This is a genomic window from Virgibacillus xinjiangensis (assembly GCF_042643145.1).
In the GTDB taxonomy this organism is placed as follows: Bacteria; Bacillota; Bacilli; order Bacillales; family Amphibacillaceae; genus Virgibacillus_O; species Virgibacillus_O xinjiangensis.
On sequence record NZ_JBHRSA010000046.1, the window covers coordinates 75,113 to 92,287 of the forward strand.

Consider the following 17,175-nt stretch of genomic DNA (forward strand, 5'->3'; position numbering starts at 1 on the left):
TTTTGGGCTGGAGAAAGGATTGCATGGTCCATGTATATATTTGCTGCCTATCCCGTTAGTCCTTCAGTTGTCTTCCAATAGTTTCATCGAGATGACGTTAAAAAGGACAGCCCCATAAAAGGAACTGACCTTTGATATTATCACTCTTCGTCTGTTGATGTGCTTTCTGTATCTTCTTCTGTGTGCTCTGCAGCCTCTTCTATTTTTTCCTCTTCTTCTTCATTGCCTATTCTCGCAACGGTTGCTACTTCTTCTTCTTCTTCCAGGCGTATTAGCCTGACTCCCATTGTGTTTCTTCCTGTCCGAGAGATATCGGCAACAGGAATGCGAATCAATACACCTGCTACGGTGATAAGCATCAAATCCTCATTACCGGAAACAGCTTTTACCGCAGCGACATCACCCGTTTTATCGGCGAGTTTACAAGTGAAGATTCCTTTTCCACCCCGGTTGGTCCGGCGGTATTCTACTTCAGGTGTCTGCTTCCCAAACCCTTTGCTTGTCACATGCAGGATGTTCGAATCTTTCTCCAATATTTCCATAGATACGACTTCATCGTTTTCTCTGAGGGAGATTCCTTTTACACCTGCAGCTGTTCGGCCCATTGTACGGATTTGTGTTTCTTCAAAGCGGATGAGGTATCCGTGCTTGGTAGCAAGCATCATATCCTTACTGCCATCCGTCAATCTTACAGAAATAAGTTCATCTTCATCCCGAAGGCTTACAGCAATCAAACCGCCTTTTCGGATATTGGCAAATCTTGCGAGGGAGGTACGTTTGGAAATCCCATGTCGGGTAGTGAAGAATAAGTATTTATCCTCCGCATATTCGCTGACAGAGATGACAGCATTTACCCATTCGCCTTTTTCCACCTGCAGAAGGTTTATGATCGGTATGCCTTTCGCGGTACGGCTGAATTCAGGTACCTCATAACCTTTTGTCTTATACACTTTCCCCTTGTTCGTAAAGAAGAGCAGGGTATCATGGGTTGAAGTGGACACCAGATGCTCCACAAAATCGTCTTCATTGGTTCCCATTCCCTGAATCCCTCTTCCGCCACGTTTCTGGGTGCGATAAGTGGAAGCGGGAAGGCGTTTGATATACCCCTGATGTGTAAGGGTGATCACAACGTTTTCCTCTGGAATTAGATCTTCATCCTCAAGGAACCCAGCTCCCCCTGCAACGATTTCAGTACGGCGATCATCATTGAATCGCTCTTTTATATCTAAAAGCTCTTTCCGAATGATTTCGAGGACTTTTTCTTCATCCGCCAAAATGGCTTTCAATTCAGCAATCAGTTTCTGAAGTTCCGCATATTCATCCTCAATTTTTTCTCTTTCCAGTCCTGTCAGACGCTGCAAACGCATGTCCAGAATGGCCTGGGCTTGTTTTTCCGACAGCTCAAACCTTTCAATCAGTCCCTCTCTGGCGATATCAGTAGTTTTGGAATTACGGATAAGAGAGATTACTTCATCCAAATGGTCCAAAGCGACACGCAGTCCTTCAAGGATGTGTGCTCTTGCCTCTGCTTTGCGCAGTTCAAATGCAGTACGTCGCTTAATGATGACCTTCTGATGTTCCAGGTAATACACCAGGCACTGTTTAATATTCAACACCTTAGGCTGGCCATCAACTAAAGAAAGCATATTTATGCCGAACGTTGTCTGAAGGGCAGTATGCTTGTAAAGGTTGTTCAATACTACGTTGGCATTGGCGTCTTTACGAACTTCTATTACCACACGCATACCATTACGGTCGGACTCGTCCCGCAGGTCCGTTATTCCTTCAATCCTTTTTTCCCGGACATGCTCCGCAATCTTTTCTACGAGTCTTGCCTTGTTGACCTGATAAGGCAATTCCGTGACCAGAATTTTTTCCTTTCCATTCGGCTGTTCTTCAATTTCTACCTTGGCCCTAAGGGTAATAGATCCCTTTCCAGTTTCATAAGCCTTACGGATACCGCTCCTGCCCAGTATTTGGCCGGCGGTTGGGAAGTCTGGCCCCGGCAGGTGATCTTCCATCAATTCATTGATAGTGATGTCCGGGTCCTTACTGACAGCCAGTACGGCATCAATTGTTTCCCCCAGATTATGTGGAGGTATATTCGTAGCCATCCCGACAGCTATTCCAGCAGCACCATTGACTAGCAGATTGGGGAATCTTGCCGGAAGAACTACCGGCTCTCGTTCGGTTCCATCATAGTTTTCCTGGTAGTCAATCGTATCTTTGTTGATATCCCGCATAAGTTCCATGGAAATCTTGGACATTCTGGCTTCGGTATACCGCATGGCCGCTGCGGAATCCCCATCGACAGAACCGAAGTTTCCATGGCCATCCACAAGCATGTTCCGATAGCTGAAATCCTGCGCCATCCGTACCATGGTTTCGTATACAGCGGAATCCCCGTGCGGGTGGTATTTACCAATAACTTCCCCCACAATACGAGCCGATTTCTTATGTGCCTTATCTGAATGCATACCGAGATCGTTCATTGCATAGAGGATTCGGCGGTGTACAGGCTTCATGCCATCGCGTACATCGGGAAGCGCACGAGCGACAATAACACTCATCGCATAGTCAAGGAAGGAGGTGCGCATCTCCTTGCTGATATTTATTTCTTGAACGTTCGAACGTTGTTCCTCTGACATTTGATTACCTCCTATCACTATTTTTCAATAGTGATCTCTTCCTGAATTACAATCTATTTGAAACAGCTGTTATGACTGTTCATTAACCGGTTCAGACATCAAGATTCTGCACATATTGTGCATTTTCTTCAATGAAGAGTCGCCGTGGCTCTACTTTGTCTCCCATCAACATGTCAAAAACCTGATCAGCATCCATGGCATCCGCAAGATCCACCTGGAGAAGTGTCCGGGTATCCGGATCCATTGTCGTCTCCCATAACTGGGTAGCATTCATTTCACCTAGCCCCTTATACCGCTGCAATCCAGGTTTCGGTGTTTTAGGTATCTCCGCCATGATCCGATCCAGTTCTGCATCATTGTATGCATAATGGACATTTTTTCCTTGTTGCACCTTATAAAGCGGCGGTTGTGCAATATAAATATATCCATGCTCGATCAATGGACGCATATACCTGTAGAAAAAGGTTAATAATAAGGTGCGGATATGGGCGCCGTCCACATCGGCATCTGTCATAATGACTACTTTATGATAACGGGCTTTGCTGATATCAAAGTCCTCACCAATCCCAGTTCCAAGGGCTGTTATCATCGCACGGACTTCATTATTGGAAAGGATTTTATCCAGACGTGCCTTCTCCACATTCAATATCTTTCCCCGTAAAGGAAGGATAGCCTGGAAATGACGATCCCTTCCTGCTTTTGCCGAACCGCCTGCAGAGTCTCCCTCCACAATATAAAGTTCACTGATCTCCGCATTGCGGGAAGAACAGTCAGCCAACTTTCCTGGCAGATTGGACACTTCCAAGGCACTCTTCCTTCTGGTCAACTCTCTTGCTTTTTTGGCAGCAAGCCTAGCCCGTGAGGCCATCAATCCTTTTTCCACGATGGTTTTACCGATGGATGGGTTCTCAAAGAGGAATTTGGATAGATTCTCACTGAATACAGCATCGACGACTTGACGAACTTCACTGTTGCCCAGTTTTGTTTTTGTCTGGCCTTCGAATTGTGGATCCGGATGCTTGACGGAAACAATGGCTGTCATGCCTTCTCGTACGTCATCACCGGAGAGGTTGGGGTCGTTTTCTTTAAACATGTTATTTTTGCGGGCATAATCATTGATCACCCTCGTCAGACCGGTACGGAACCCTGATTCATGGGTTCCTCCCTCATGCGTGTGAATATTATTTGCATAAGAATAAAGATTACTGGCAAAGCCATCGTTGTACTGGATGGAAATTTCTACAGTAATGCCCTGATCTTCTCCTTCTGCATAAAACGGCTCATGCAGGGTGTCTTTCGTCCTGTTCAAAAATTCGACGTAGGAATTTATGCCGCCTTCATAATAATAGCTTACGGGCTCCTCACCTGTACGTTTATCCTCAACTGTCATGGTCAGCCCTCTGTTAAGAAAAGCCATTTCTCGCAGACGTTGGGTCAATATGTCATATTCATATTCTGTTGTTTCTGTAAATATCTCGCGGTCAGGGGTGAAATGGATGACTGTACCGGTAATATCAGTCTCACCGATTACTTCGATTTCCCCTTGTGGTACACCCTTCTCGAATGCAAGGAAGTATATCTTATTATCCCGGTGCACATACACTTCCAAACTGCTGGAAAGTGCATTTACAACGGAAGCACCAACACCATGCAAACCGCCTGAAACCTTATACCCTCCTCCACCGAATTTACCGCCGGCATGAAGGACTGTCATAATTACTTCCAGGGCAGGACGGCCAGTTTTTTTCTGAACATCGACCGGAATTCCCCGTCCATTGTCCTTTACCGTGATACTGTTATCCTCTTCAATGATCACTTGAATATGATCACAATAGCCTGCCAGGGCCTCATCTATACTATTATCGACGATTTCCCAGACTAGATGGTGAAGCCCTTTTCCACTGGTAGAGCCAATATACATCCCCGGCCTTTTACGCACGGCTTCAAGGCCTTCTAACACCTGGATCTGGTCTGCTCCATAAGCCTGTTCGTTCAGATTCTTATCTTCCATTGCCATCATTCCACCTTCAATTCTTCATAATAGGCTGATATAATCGCAGCCAATAGGTTATTCTTGATCCGACTCTTCATCTTTTATTTCTTCTGAATAGTCATCTAGTTTGCTTATTGTCGAAATCATGCTCGCCCTTTTCTTCAATGTACTGACAGATAGTTGGCTATAGTAGATGATGTCCTTGGTGATCATGACAGATTTCGCATCCTCCATAGGACCGAGCACTTTCTTCTGGACTGCCCATTCGGTTACCATTTCCTCCATAATGGAAGATGAGGAAATCAAATGAAAGTCAAGAATTGCAATCACATCGTTGGATTGGATAACATGATCATTTCCTATATGAATAAACATAAGCATGGCTCCCCTTGGATTAGGTATCGACAGTTCCATTATCCACATGGAACTGTTCCGCTTTCCTTAGTGTTTCGTGATTAATCCCATCCACGCTTGTAGTAGATACAAAGGTTTGGACCTTGCCTTGAATGGTGTGCAATAAATGGGATTGACGATAGTCATCCAGTTCACTCAGCACATCATCAAGGAGAAGGATTGGATATTCGCCGATTTCTTTATGGATCAGTTCAATTTCTGCTAATTTCACAGATAAAGCAGCAGTACGCTGCTGCCCCTGTGATCCATAGACCTGGACATCCTTGCCGTTGACCCGGAATGTCAGATCATCACGGTGAGGACCGATAAGTGTCGTGCCCCGATCTATTTCTTTCTCCTCAATTTCCTGGAATCTTTGGAGATAGATAGTTTCTATTTTTTCCTTATTTTCTTCTTCTGATACTTCAATAGTGGGATTATATTGAATTTCCAGCTTTTCAAGGCTTCTGCTGATCCCATGATGAATCGGACCTGCCCACTTTCTCAGGAGATCTAAAAAAACAAACCGCCTCTCCAATAAGGACGAGGCATGTTCCACTAGTTGTTCCGACAGCACACGGAGCATGGTTGGATCTTTCGTTTCTCTACGCTGCAGCTGCTTCAACAAGTGGTTTCGCTGTTTGAGAATTTTTTGATATTGCCCGAGATGATAAATATAGCGAGGTTGTATCTGTCCAAGCTCCATATCAATAAAACGTCTGCGTGTATGGGGAGGACCTTTCACCAGGGTAAGATCCTCAGGGGCAAACATGACAATATTCATCGCCCCGATATAATCACTCAGACGCTGTTGTTCAATTCTGTTCAATTTAGCTTTTTTGCCTTTATTGGATAAGATGATCTCAAGTGGAAACGACCGGTTCTGCTTGAACACACGACCTTCGACCCTCGAAAAATCCTTATCCCACTGGATCAGTTCTTTTTCTTTGGAAGTCCGATGCGACTTGGTCAAAGCCAAGACATAAATAGCTTCCATCAAATTCGTCTTGCCCTGGGCATTTTCACCGATGATCAGGTTCACTTTGTCATCAAAAGAGATATCCAGCTTTTCGTAATTCCGGTAATTTTTTAATTGCAGATGCTCGATATGCATGTACTAACCCTCTTTAGTTACGAGGTAGACTCCAATGCCTTCCACTTCGATGACATCGTCAGGGTATAACTTCCTGCCGCGGCGATGCTCGCGTTCCCCGTTGACCAATACCCCTTCGTCCTGCAGAAAAGCTTTTACCATCCCGCCGGATTCCAGAATGTTTGCAAGCTTTATGAATTGTCCAAGCTGGATATATTCTGTATTTATTTCAATCTTTTCCTGCAATTCCATTCACCAAATTTCATTGGATATTTAATAGTTATATTCTAAAACGTCCTATAACCTATTTTACTAAAGTTTTCGATATAAAGAAAGGTTTACCCTCGGATTCATAAAAAAAGCGCTTATATAGCCTTTATTTTGCTTCTATGGAAAAGAAAAGCTCCCATCGGTGTACGATAAGAGCTGTGATTTACATAATATTATGTCCTTCAAACCATACTTTTATTCAAGCAAGTGTGTTTTCAGCGTTCCTTATCAATAAGTACGCACAGGCAGAATCAGTTGAAGAATAGGGTCGTCATTTGCTGGATGGATAATGAAAGGGCGCATAGCACCAGTGAATTCAATTTTAACTTCTTCGTAATCAATGGCTCGCAATGCTTCCATCATGTATTTGGAACTGAATGAAATTTTCAGTTCTTCTCCTTCAATGCCTGAAACGGTGATTTCTTCAGCAACAGTACCTACTTCTGGAGAGTTGCTTGTTATTTCGACAAGGGAGCCTTCTCCGGTGGAAAGACGCACCACATTATTACGCTCTTCTTTTGCAAGTAGTGAAGCACGGTCAATGGAACCCAGCAATTCCTTTGTTTTGGCATAGATGACTGTTTTGCTTTGGTCTGGAATCAACCTGGAAGTTTCCGGATAATTTCCATCAAGTAGACGAGATAGGAAATTCAGATGCTCCGTACGGAATAGGATTTGATTATTAGTGACACTGATTTCCACTTTTTCTTCTGTATCATCCAAGATTTTATTCAGCTCATTCAGGCTTTTGCCAGGAACGACGATGCTTGGAAATTCCGTATTTGCATTTGGAATGGGGATTTCCCTAGAGGCCAGACGATGGCTGTCAGTAGCGGTAAAAGATAACTTGTTTTCTGCAAGTTTCATATTGACACCTGTCAAAATTGGACGGGTTTCCATTGTGGAAACAGCAAAGACCGTTTGTTTGATCATGCTTTTCAATAAGTCTGTCGGCATTTCAAAACTGTCATCTGTTTGAAGTTTTGGCAGTTGTGGATATTCTGCTGCATCTTGGCCGTTCAGATTAAACTCTGCTTTTCCTGATTTAATCGTGACTTTTAAATTTTCATCGGCTGTGATCTCCACCGTTTTTTCCGGTAGTTTTTTTACGATATCAGGAAAATATTTCGCCTGAAGGACGATGCTGCCTTCTTCAATCTGCTCCACATTGACATTCCCATCTTCCTCGGCAGGGATATAGGATTCAATGGATATGTCGGAATCACTTCCGGTAAGTGTTATTCCATGATGTTTTGCTTCGACTTTCATCCCGGTCAGGATAGGAATTACTGTTCTGGGCGAAATTGCCTTCATCACATCTTGGACACTTGCTATCAATTGATCACGTTGGATAACGAATTTCATGAAATAAATCCTCCTAATGGAAGTTCTGTATATATATTTTTATTTATAAAATACCGTAATAATAGTAATAAGGGCTGTGTTTATGTGGATAAGTCAAGAAAAATGGTTGTCTGTTGGAGTTATCCACTGTGGACAACTTGTTGACAGATATGGGCGTGACTCCACAGTATCCACATGGGGATATTTTTTGGAAGTCATCAAAAGGTTTTGAGCTGTTCTTTCAGTTCTTCAATTTCACGATTCATGGCTGTATCATTTTCAAGGATCTTAGCAATCTTTTCATGAGCATGGATAACAGTCGTGTGGTCCCGCCCGCCAAATTCCTCTCCTATTTTTGGAAGGGAATAGTCTGTCATTTCCCTGGAAAGATACATGGCTATTTGCCTTGGAAATGCAATGGACTTCGTGCGTTTTTTAGCAAGAAAATCCTCTAACCGGACGTTGTATTTTTCGCCGACGGTTTCCATGATGCTGTTTATTGTGATCACTTTCGGTTTACTGCTTGGAATAATGTCCTTCAACGCATCCGCAGCAAGAGAGGCATCTATATCCTGATTGACAAGAGAGGAATAAGCTACCACACGGATGAGGGCCCCTTCCAGTTCTCGGATATTCGTATCGATTTGATTGGCAATATACAGCATTACCTCATTAGGGATATCCAATCCTTCCGCTTTTGCCTTTTTTGTGAGGATGGCAATCCTTGTTTCTAGATCCGGTGGTGTAATATCTGTGATCAAGCCCCATTCAAAACGAGAACGCAGGCGGTCTTCCAATGTTGGAATTTCTTTGGGAGGCCGATCACTTGAAATGATAATCTGCTTGCTCTCTTCATGCAGTGTATTGAATGTATGGAAAAATTCTTCCTGTGTCGATTCTTTTCCCGCTATGAATTGAATATCATCAATTAAAAGGACATCGACATTCCGGTATTTGTTGCGGAAATTAATCGTTTTGTTATCCATAATGGCATTGATGAATTCATTCGTGAACTTTTCAGATGATAGATAGACGACTTTGGCGTCAGGATCATGTTCCCGGACATAGTGACCAATCGCATTCATCAGGTGGGTCTTACCGAGTCCCACTCCACCATAGATGAACAGCGGATTATAGGCCTTGGCCGGTGCCTCGGCAACGGCAAGGGAAGCTGCGTGTGCAAAACGGTTGCCGGCTCCGATTACAAAGGTGTCAAATGTATACTTGGAATTAAGCATCGATTTGGGAACATCCCCATTGTTTGCTGCATCGGGTTTTGGCTTAGGTTCAGCGTCCGCTTCTTCCTCAGGTGAAATGGATTCAGGAATAATAAATTTGGTAGTAAGCCTGGTCCCAGTAATTTCTTCCAATATATTAGAAATAAGATTGGTGTATTGGTTCTCTAGCCAATCCCTTGCAAATTCATTTGGTGCAGATACGATCAAGGTATTATCTTCGATTTTTTCAGCATTTGTATTCTTCAGCCAGGTATCGAAGCTAGGCTTACTAATTTTTTCTTCAATTTTCTCCAGGGTTGCTACCCACAAATCATCGATGTTTTCCAACCTGATTTCACTCCTTTCTCGGATAAATGACAGAAAAAGCCTATCTTTCCGGTCTTGGAAAAGGATAAGGCTCTATATAATGGATCTAACTTCAGTTGAAGCAAATGCGGGATAGGGCATAAGAATCCATCCCAGCCTGTGGATAGAAAAAAACTGACAGGCAGGGATTCCAAACGCTTATGAACCTCATCCACATTATTGTTGATAAGTGTGTCAACGATACTGTTGATAATTGTCCACATACTATCCACAAACTGTGGGTAAGTTTCTAATGGCATAGTTCATCCACAAGAGTTAAACACAAATATAATACCAAATAAATACGGGTAGTGCAATGGATTTCCGACACTTATCCACAAATCCCAACACGTGTACATAATTTCCATCCACAACCCTATATTTTGTGAGTTTCCTGTCGATAGATGCTGTGGATAGCTGAAATCACTCAAAATAACAACTGACAGGCGATGTGGATAAAAGGAAATCTGTCGTAGAACAGCTGTAATAGTACAGGTGGGTTCCGGGTCAGTGGATATCGTCATCGACAAAAGGTAGTTGACAGGAGATCGTATTAGAATTTATAATTACAAGGACTGTCTATGGATGGATGAAATGAAAATTTGATATACAGGGTAGTAAAGTCCCTTTAGGAGGTGCAGAAATAATGAAAAGAACATTCCAACCAAATAACCGTAAGCGTAAAAAAGTTCACGGCTTCCGTACACGTATGAGCTCAAAAAACGGACGTAAGGTTCTAGCTCGTCGTCGCCGTAAAGGAAGAAAAGTATTATCTGCATAGGCCACTGAGATTTCAGTGGTCTTTTTCTTCATCTGGAGAAAAATTAAAGAACTTTGTTCATTTACATAAACGCATTAACCTCTGCCAATTGGGTTGCTGCAGCAAAGGTGATCAGTAATGAAAAAAGAATTCAGGATTAAAAAAAATGAAGAATTCCAGTTTGCTTTCAGGCGTGGAAAGTCTTTTGCCAACCGTCAGCTTGTTATATACTATGTAAGGAAGCCGGAACAAAAGCACTTCCGGATCGGTCTATCGGTTGGAAAGAAAATTGGAAACGCCGTGACGAGAAATAGGATCAAGCGTTATCTTCGCCAGGCATTTCAGGATATGGAGGATCGCTTGCCTGATGAATATGACATCGTGATAATTGCGAGAAAACCGACAAAGGAAATGGACTATGGTCAAATAAGGAAGAGTTTGAACCATTTACTATATAAGGAACGTTTGTTGAAAAGCGGCAGAGGAAAGTCCTGAGCGCTTAAAGCAGAGGAGTTTCCCTATTACTAATACATGGGTTTGAAAGCGACATTTCTGTAGAATCACCCGCAGAAATACGTTAGAATAGCTGGTAGGAATTTGGCCTTGACCGCTTGGAGTGTCCAGTTGGACATGCCGGCTTTGAAGAAGTTAGGAGGAAAAAGAAAGTGCAGAAAAAATATATGCTGCTGTTCATGCTCATTGGGGCGACGGCACTACTGACAGGGTGTATGGAAGTAGACCAACCGATCACCTCGGAGAGTGAGGGTATTTGGAACAGCATCTTCGTATATCCCTTATCTTGGGCTATCATAAATCTAGCGGAGTTGTTTAATGAAAGTTATGGTATTTCCATCATCGTTCTTACCATCTTTATCCGTCTGATCCTGCTTCCGTTGAACGTAAAGCAGTTGAAGAGTACGAAAGCAATGCAAGCTGTACAGCCGGAACTGCAAGAATTACAGAAAAAATACAGTTCTAAAGATCAGCAGACACAGCAGAAACTGCAGCAAGAGACAATGGCATTGTTCCAAAAGCATGGTGTCAATCCGCTTGCAGGATGTCTTCCTATCCTTGTACAAATGCCGATCTTAATTGCCATGTATCATGCAATCATGCGAACGGGGGAAGTCAGTACCCATTCATTCCTATGGTTTGAATTAGGGTCACCAGATCCATACTTCATCCTTCCGATTCTGACAGCAGGGTTTACGTATTTACAACAAAAATTGATGATGTCTACCAATAATACGGCAAAAACCAATCCGCAAATGGCTGTTCAGATGCAGATCATGCTTTATGTGATGCCGTTGATGATCGGGATATTTGCAGTGTTCTTCCCGGCAGCCTTGGCACTATACTGGGTAACAGGTAATATATTCATGGTCATTCAAGTTCTTCTTATCAATAAGCCGATGATGAGCAATAATGGAGGAGAAAAATAGTGAAAGAATTAACTGCCAGCGGTCGAACAGTTGATGAAGCGGTTCATTCAGCTTTAGAGCAGTTAAACATCACGAAGGACCAAGTGGATATCGAAGTGATTGATCAGGGAAAAAAAGGAATATTCGGTTTCGGGGCGAAGCGTGCCATAGTGAAAGTCACACAGCGCAGGAACCCGGCAGAAGAAACCGAAGCATATCTCAAGGAAATTGTGCAAGATATGGACCTGGACGTCCAGGTTCATACGGCAGTTGAGGGGAAGCATGTCATGTATGAGCTGGTAGGCGACGAACTAGCCCTCTTGATCGGTAAACGAGGGCAGACCTTGAACGCCCTCCAGTATTTAGCGCAACTTGCAATCAATCGAAATAGTGATCGATACTATTCCGTGACGGTGGATGCGGAAGGTTACCGGACCAAGAGGAGAGAATCCTTGGAAGCTTTAGCTATAAAGATGGCGGAGAAGGCAGAACAATTGAATAAGAAAGTTGCTCTTGAGCCGATGCCTTCCTTTGAAAGGAAAATCGTCCATCAGATATTGCAGAATAGAAAAGTGACTACCTATTCGGACGGTGCAGAACCTCACCGACATATTGTAATAAAACCTGATTAATCGAAAGTCCCTGGAATCCTAGCCAGGGACTTTTTTATGGAAAGTGGTGGGTTAAATATTTGATGGGTATTAGGTGGATACTATGGGAGAAAGGAGAACTGCTGATGAATCGTTTTAATGGAGCTGTCTTCCGTGGTGAATTGGATATAGCTGAAGAAACCTTTTATCTCACCCAAGTAAAAAGCCTATCCACTCAGTCTACCTTGAGCGAAAAGCAACTTGTGCAATTATCCCGTTATCTGGAGAAACAATCAGACACATGTACCATTACGGTCAATGATCAATTGCCCATCCTGCTGAAAGAAGATGAGATTGAAATGCTGCAACAAGAAATCAGCAGAATTTTGAGCAGTTTCCAATGAGCATCTCATATTTGTTGCATTTCTGCAGAATATAAGAGTGAATTGGAAGGAGGTAAATAGAATGGGTAATAAGGAAAAAGTAAATAATAAAGATGCCGGGAAAGTAGCAGAAAAGATATACGCACCAGATGATTATCATAGTGCGGACGACTTGTCGAAAGGGATGGCCGTGACCCATGAACAGGTTTCGGATGATTATATGGAAGGTACCATCGATGGGAAGATCGATCAGTTAGATGAACAAGGAGAACTTACCAGTAAGGATGGCAAAGGAATACAAAGGAATGGGTATAAATAAAAGTTCTTTCAAAGGTTGTTTATCCACATGTGGATAAACAACCTTTTTTGCATCGTAAAATATTTTTGTGGATAACTTTATTTTTACTTGCCTTTGTGATATTCTATTAAGTTAGTGACGACTGAAAATGGTTGTCGCTAAAAAACACCAAAAAAACCACTTGAAATATATAGATAAGAATGTTGGAGGTGATCGTGATGGAAACAGATACAATTACTGCAATATCTACGCCCACGGGAGAAGGGGCAATTGCAATTGTCAGGTTGAGCGGCCCCGAAGCTATTTCTGTTGCATCAGATGTATTTAAGGGCAAAGATTTAAAAGAGGTGGAGTCCCACACCATTCATTATGGAAAAGTTATTGAACCGGAGACTGGGGAAGTTGCCGAGGAAGTAATGGTTTCCGTCATGCGTGCGCCGAAAACATTCACCCGTGAAGATGTCGTTGAGATCAATTGTCATGGAGGAATGGTTGCCGTCAACAGGGTATTGGAAATCATCCTTCAAAAGGGAGCAAGGCTGGCTGAACCGGGAGAGTTCACCAAAAGGGCATTTCTCAATGGCCGGATTGACCTGTCCCAGGCAGAAGCTGTCATGGATTTGATCCGGGCGAAAACGGATAAAGCAATGTCGGTGGCATTGAAACAAATGGATGGAAGACTCTCCGGATTGATTCAGAAGTACAGGCAGACCTTGTTGGAAACAGTCGCTCATGTCGAGGTGAATATCGACTACCCAGAATATGATGACGTGGAAGAAATGAGCCATGGCATGATGCGCGAGAAGACGAGGGAAGTCCATGCAGAAATTGAAGAATTGCTACAGGTGGCTAAGCAGGGAAAGATCCTTCGGGAAGGACTGGCAACTGCAATCATAGGACGCCCGAATGTTGGGAAGTCTTCCTTGATGAACACGCTTGTGCAGGAGAATAAAGCGATAGTGACAGAAGTGCCTGGTACGACGAGAGATGTAATCGAAGAGTATGTCAATGTTCGTGGCGTCCCATTGCGACTGGTCGACACAGCCGGAATCCGAGAAACAGAAGATATCGTGGAAAAAATCGGGGTGGAACGTTCTCGTCAAGTACTGAAGGAGTCAGACCTGATTTTGTTTGTGCTGAATAATAATGAGGAACTTACGGAAGAAGATAAGAAGCTTTTTGAAGCAGTAAGAGGCCTTGAATATATAGTCATTATCAATAAGACTGATTTGGAACGGAAATTGGATTTGGAGGAAGTTCACCGGCTGACGGAAGGCAACTCCGTGGTGACGACCTCCCTTTTGAAAGAAGAAGGTGTAGATGAATTGGAGAGCGCGATTGCCAAAACCTTCTTTTCCGGAGAAATTGATACCGGCGATTTGACGTACGTCTCCAATGTCAGACACATTCAATTGTTGAAGCAAGCTAAAAATGCACTGGAAGAAGCAATGCAAGGCATTGAACTCGGCATGCCGATGGATATCGTGCAAATCGATGTGACAAGGACATGGGAGTATTTAGGAGAAATCATTGGCGATACGGCCAGCGATAGTCTGATTGACCAATTGTTCTCACAATTTTGCCTAGGGAAATAGCAAGGAAACGTATGATAAATGGAAAGGATGAGAAACAATGACATATAATGCAGGCCATTATGATGTGATCGTCATTGGTGGTGGCCATGCCGGAGTGGAAGCCGGTTATGCGGCGGCACGGATGGGCGCAAAGACATTGATGCTGACATTGAATCTTGATATGATCGCCTTTATGCCGTGTAATCCATCCGTCGGTGGACCTGCCAAAGGGATTGTAGTACGTGAAGTAGACGCCCTTGGCGGGCTGATGGCTAAAGTAATTGATAAAACGTATATCCAAATGAGGATGCTCAACACCGGAAAAGGACCGGCGGTACAGGCATTGCGAGCTCAAGCGGATAAACCGGAATATATTAAAGAAATGAAGAACTTAATAGAAAACCAAGAGAACCTCACCCTGAGACAAGGGATGGTAAATAAGCTGATTGTGGAAGACGGGGTCTGCAAAGGAGTAATTACAGAAACAAATGCTGCTTATACGGCTGAGACCGTCATCATCACTACAGGTACGTTCAATCGAGGGAAAGTCCTGATGGGGGACCTGGAATACGAGAGTGGTCCGAATAACCAACGTGTCTCTGTAAAGCTTTCTGAGCATCTGGAGGAGCTCGGGTTTGAACTGACAAGGTTCAAAACGGGTACACCTCCGCGTGTGAACAGCCATACCATCGATTATTCCAAGACAGAAATTCAGCCAGGTGACGATAAACCTCAAGGATTTTCCTATGAAACGACGGAATTCATTACGGACCAGATTCCGTGCTGGCTGACCTATACCAATGAATTCACGCATGAAGTGATTAATGAAAACTTAAGCCTATCAGCCATGTACTCGGGAATGAAGCGGGGAACAGGTCCTCGTTATTGTCCGTCCATTGAAGATAAAATTGTCCGCTTCAATGACAAGCCACGTCATCAAATTTTCCTTGAACCGGAAGGTAGGGATACGGAAGAGGTCTATGTACAAGGATTGTCCACTTCCCTTCCGGAATCTGTGCAACATGAGATGGTGCGAAGTGTAGAAGGACTGGAAAATGCTGAGATCATGCGTGCCGGCTATGCCATTGAGTATGATGCCATTGTCCCGACACAGCTGTGGCCAACATTGGAAACGAAGAAAATTTCCGGCCTTTACACAGCTGGGCAAATTAATGGTACATCCGGTTATGAAGAAGCAGCCGCACAAGGCATCATGGCGGGCATTAACGCAGCAGCAAAAGTGCTTGGTAAGGACCCAGTCATTCTTGATCGCTCCCAAGCATATATAGGTGTATTGATAGATGATCTGGTAACGAAAGGAACCAATGAACCATATCGTCTGCTCACCTCCCGTGCAGAATACCGCCTGCTTCTTCGTCATGACAATGCAGATTTGAGACTGACAGAACTCGGTTATAAGCTTGGATTGATCTCGGATGATCGTTTTTCCCGTTTTACCGAGAAAAAGCAGCTGGTGGAAGAAGAGAAGAAGCGATTGGGTAAAATCATTATTAAACCAACTGCTGCTGTACAGGCGATCATGGAAGAGGCTGGCGGATCTCCATTGAAGGAAGCAGTACGCGCCTATGATTTGATGAAACGGCCGGAACTTTCCTATGAGCTGGTAACCCGTATGATTGATTCCAATCCGGAACTTCCTGATGAAGTGACTGAGCAGGTAGGAATCCAAATCAAGTATGAAGGTTATATTAAGAAGGCACATGAACAAGTGGCTCGTATGTTGAAGATGGAAGATAAGAAAATTCCGGAAGACATCGATTATGATGATATCAACGGTATTGCCACTGAAGCGATTGAAAAACTGAAAAAGGTCCGCCCGCTTTCTGTCGGGCAGGCTTCCCGTATCTCCGGGGTGAATCCTGCGGACGTTTCCATCCTGCTTGTGTATATTGAGCAGGGGAACATCGCCCGTGTGGCGAATCAGTAAGGTAGGATGTATGATTTAATTACAGATGGCTCCTCCCTCTGTGGGGAGGAGATGTCTTACATAAGGAGAAATCCACTGATGAACCCAGAGCAATTTGTAAAGGCATTAGAAGAGAAAGGGATCAAATTAAATGAATGGCAGCAGAAGCAATTCTCCATTTATTTCTACACATTGGTCGAATGGAATGAAAAGATTAACCTTACTGCACTGACAGCAGAAGAAGATGTTTATTTAAAGCATTTCTATGACTCCATTACTGCTGCCTTCTATTATGATTTCAACCGTGAACTTACTATTTGTGATGTAGGTGCTGGTGCAGGATTTCCAAGTATCCCATTGAAGATATGTTTCCCACAGCTAAAAGTAACTATTGTCGACTCGTTAAAAAAACGAATCGGTTTTTTGAACCAGTTGGCAACAGACCTGGAGCTTCAGGATGTAGCCTTTTATCATGATCGAGCAGAAAACTTCGGTAAAAATGGAACATTTCGGGAGTCTTTTGACGTTGTGACTGCCAGGGCGGTTGCCCGTATGTCCGTCCTTAGTGAATTGTGCCTTCCGCTAGTCCGTAAAAATGGAGTCTTCATTGCAATGAAAGGGTCACAAGCGGATGATGAGTTAAAGGCTGCTCGTCCTGCTATTGAGGTCCTTGGTGGCGAACTGAACGAAATAAACACATTTGAGCTGCCAGAGGAAGATAGTGAACGATCTATTATTTCTATTGAGAAACGGCGAAAGACTCCAAAAAAATATCCAAGGAAAGCTGGTACGCCAAACAAAGAACCAATAGAATGAGTTGGCGTACCTGGCTCCTTTGCTATATAATAAATTACAGCCTTTATTTCTTTTCCTTACATACCTATGGTAAAATAGAATC

General features: G+C 43.4%; 16 protein-coding genes. 9 read left to right on the forward strand and 7 right to left on the reverse strand.

The window, feature by feature from the left end:
- Nucleotides 1-140 precede the first annotated feature (140 nt).
- From gyrA to dnaA, 7 genes are all read right to left on the reverse strand, one after another.
- On the reverse strand, nucleotides 141-2,648 hold the full coding sequence (gyrA, locus tag ACFOGI_RS12355) for a DNA gyrase subunit A (protein WP_390272959.1): 2,508 nt from the start codon (nucleotides 2,646-2,648) through the stop codon (nucleotides 141-143).
- Nucleotides 2,649-2,739: 91 nt separating this feature from the next.
- Nucleotides 2,740-4,659: a DNA topoisomerase (ATP-hydrolyzing) subunit B gene (gyrB, locus tag ACFOGI_RS12360; protein ID WP_390272962.1), complete on the reverse strand. Its 1,920-nt coding sequence runs from the start codon at nucleotides 4,657-4,659 to the stop codon at nucleotides 2,740-2,742.
- A gap of 57 nt (nucleotides 4,660-4,716) precedes the next feature.
- The gene (gene remB / locus ACFOGI_RS12365) at nucleotides 4,717-5,016 is read right to left on the reverse strand and encodes an extracellular matrix regulator RemB (RefSeq protein WP_390272965.1); all 300 of its coding nucleotides are present in this window, start codon (nucleotides 5,014-5,016) and stop codon (nucleotides 4,717-4,719) included.
- Between the two features lie 19 nt (nucleotides 5,017-5,035).
- A complete protein-coding gene (gene recF, locus ACFOGI_RS12370) occupies nucleotides 5,036-6,148 on the reverse strand; it encodes a DNA replication/repair protein RecF (RefSeq protein WP_390272968.1) in 1,113 nt (370 codons plus the stop codon).
- Between the two features lie 3 nt (nucleotides 6,149-6,151).
- The gene (yaaA, locus tag ACFOGI_RS12375) at nucleotides 6,152-6,373 is read right to left on the reverse strand and encodes a S4 domain-containing protein YaaA (protein ID WP_390273489.1); all 222 of its coding nucleotides are present in this window, start codon (nucleotides 6,371-6,373) and stop codon (nucleotides 6,152-6,154) included.
- Nucleotides 6,374-6,625: 252 nt separating this feature from the next.
- Entirely contained in the window at nucleotides 6,626-7,762 is a 1,137-nt protein-coding gene (dnaN, locus tag ACFOGI_RS12380; protein ID WP_390272972.1) for a DNA polymerase III subunit beta, read from the reverse strand.
- A gap of 197 nt (nucleotides 7,763-7,959) precedes the next feature.
- Nucleotides 7,960-9,306, reverse strand: a complete 1,347-nt coding sequence (gene dnaA, locus ACFOGI_RS12385) for a chromosomal replication initiator protein DnaA (protein ID WP_390272976.1) — start codon at nucleotides 9,304-9,306, stop codon at nucleotides 7,960-7,962.
- Between the two features lie 664 nt (nucleotides 9,307-9,970).
- Here dnaA and rpmH point away from each other — a divergent pair.
- The 9 genes from rpmH (at nucleotide 9,971) to rsmG (ending at nucleotide 17,093) form a co-directional block, all read left to right on the forward strand.
- On the forward strand, nucleotides 9,971-10,105 hold the full coding sequence (gene rpmH / locus ACFOGI_RS12390; RefSeq protein WP_205091424.1) for a 50S ribosomal protein L34: 135 nt from the start codon (nucleotides 9,971-9,973) through the stop codon (nucleotides 10,103-10,105).
- 117 nt (nucleotides 10,106-10,222) lie between these two features.
- Entirely contained in the window at nucleotides 10,223-10,579 is a 357-nt protein-coding gene (rnpA, locus tag ACFOGI_RS12395) for a ribonuclease P protein component (protein WP_390272980.1), read from the forward strand.
- Nucleotides 10,580-10,764: 185 nt separating this feature from the next.
- A complete protein-coding gene (gene spoIIIJ / locus ACFOGI_RS12400; protein WP_390273492.1) occupies nucleotides 10,765-11,526 on the forward strand; it encodes a YidC family membrane integrase SpoIIIJ in 762 nt (253 codons plus the stop codon).
- Complete coding sequence (gene jag / locus ACFOGI_RS12405) at nucleotides 11,526-12,137, forward strand: RNA-binding cell elongation regulator Jag/EloR (RefSeq protein ID WP_390272983.1); 612 nt, start codon at nucleotides 11,526-11,528, stop codon at nucleotides 12,135-12,137. The genes spoIIIJ and jag overlap by 1 nt, the downstream gene beginning before the upstream one ends.
- 104 nt (nucleotides 12,138-12,241) lie before the next feature.
- The gene (locus tag ACFOGI_RS12410) at nucleotides 12,242-12,499 is read left to right on the forward strand and encodes a hypothetical protein (protein ID WP_390272986.1); all 258 of its coding nucleotides are present in this window, start codon (nucleotides 12,242-12,244) and stop codon (nucleotides 12,497-12,499) included.
- 61 nt (nucleotides 12,500-12,560) lie between these two features.
- Nucleotides 12,561-12,797 carry a YozQ family protein gene (locus tag ACFOGI_RS12415; RefSeq protein WP_390272989.1) on the forward strand — a complete coding sequence of 79 codons (237 nt, stop codon included), beginning with the start codon at nucleotides 12,561-12,563 and terminating at the stop codon, nucleotides 12,795-12,797.
- Nucleotides 12,798-12,994: 197 nt separating this feature from the next.
- Nucleotides 12,995-14,371 (forward strand): tRNA uridine-5-carboxymethylaminomethyl(34) synthesis GTPase MnmE, encoded by a 1,377-nt coding sequence (gene mnmE, locus ACFOGI_RS12420; RefSeq protein ID WP_390272996.1) that lies wholly within the window; start codon nucleotides 12,995-12,997, stop codon nucleotides 14,369-14,371.
- Between the two features lie 37 nt (nucleotides 14,372-14,408).
- Nucleotides 14,409-16,298: a tRNA uridine-5-carboxymethylaminomethyl(34) synthesis enzyme MnmG gene (gene mnmG, locus ACFOGI_RS12425; protein ID WP_390272999.1), complete on the forward strand. Its 1,890-nt coding sequence runs from the start codon at nucleotides 14,409-14,411 to the stop codon at nucleotides 16,296-16,298.
- A gap of 78 nt (nucleotides 16,299-16,376) precedes the next feature.
- Nucleotides 16,377-17,093 (forward strand): 16S rRNA (guanine(527)-N(7))-methyltransferase RsmG, encoded by a 717-nt coding sequence (gene rsmG / locus ACFOGI_RS12430; protein WP_390273002.1) that lies wholly within the window; start codon nucleotides 16,377-16,379, stop codon nucleotides 17,091-17,093.
- Nucleotides 17,094-17,175 lie beyond the last annotated feature (82 nt).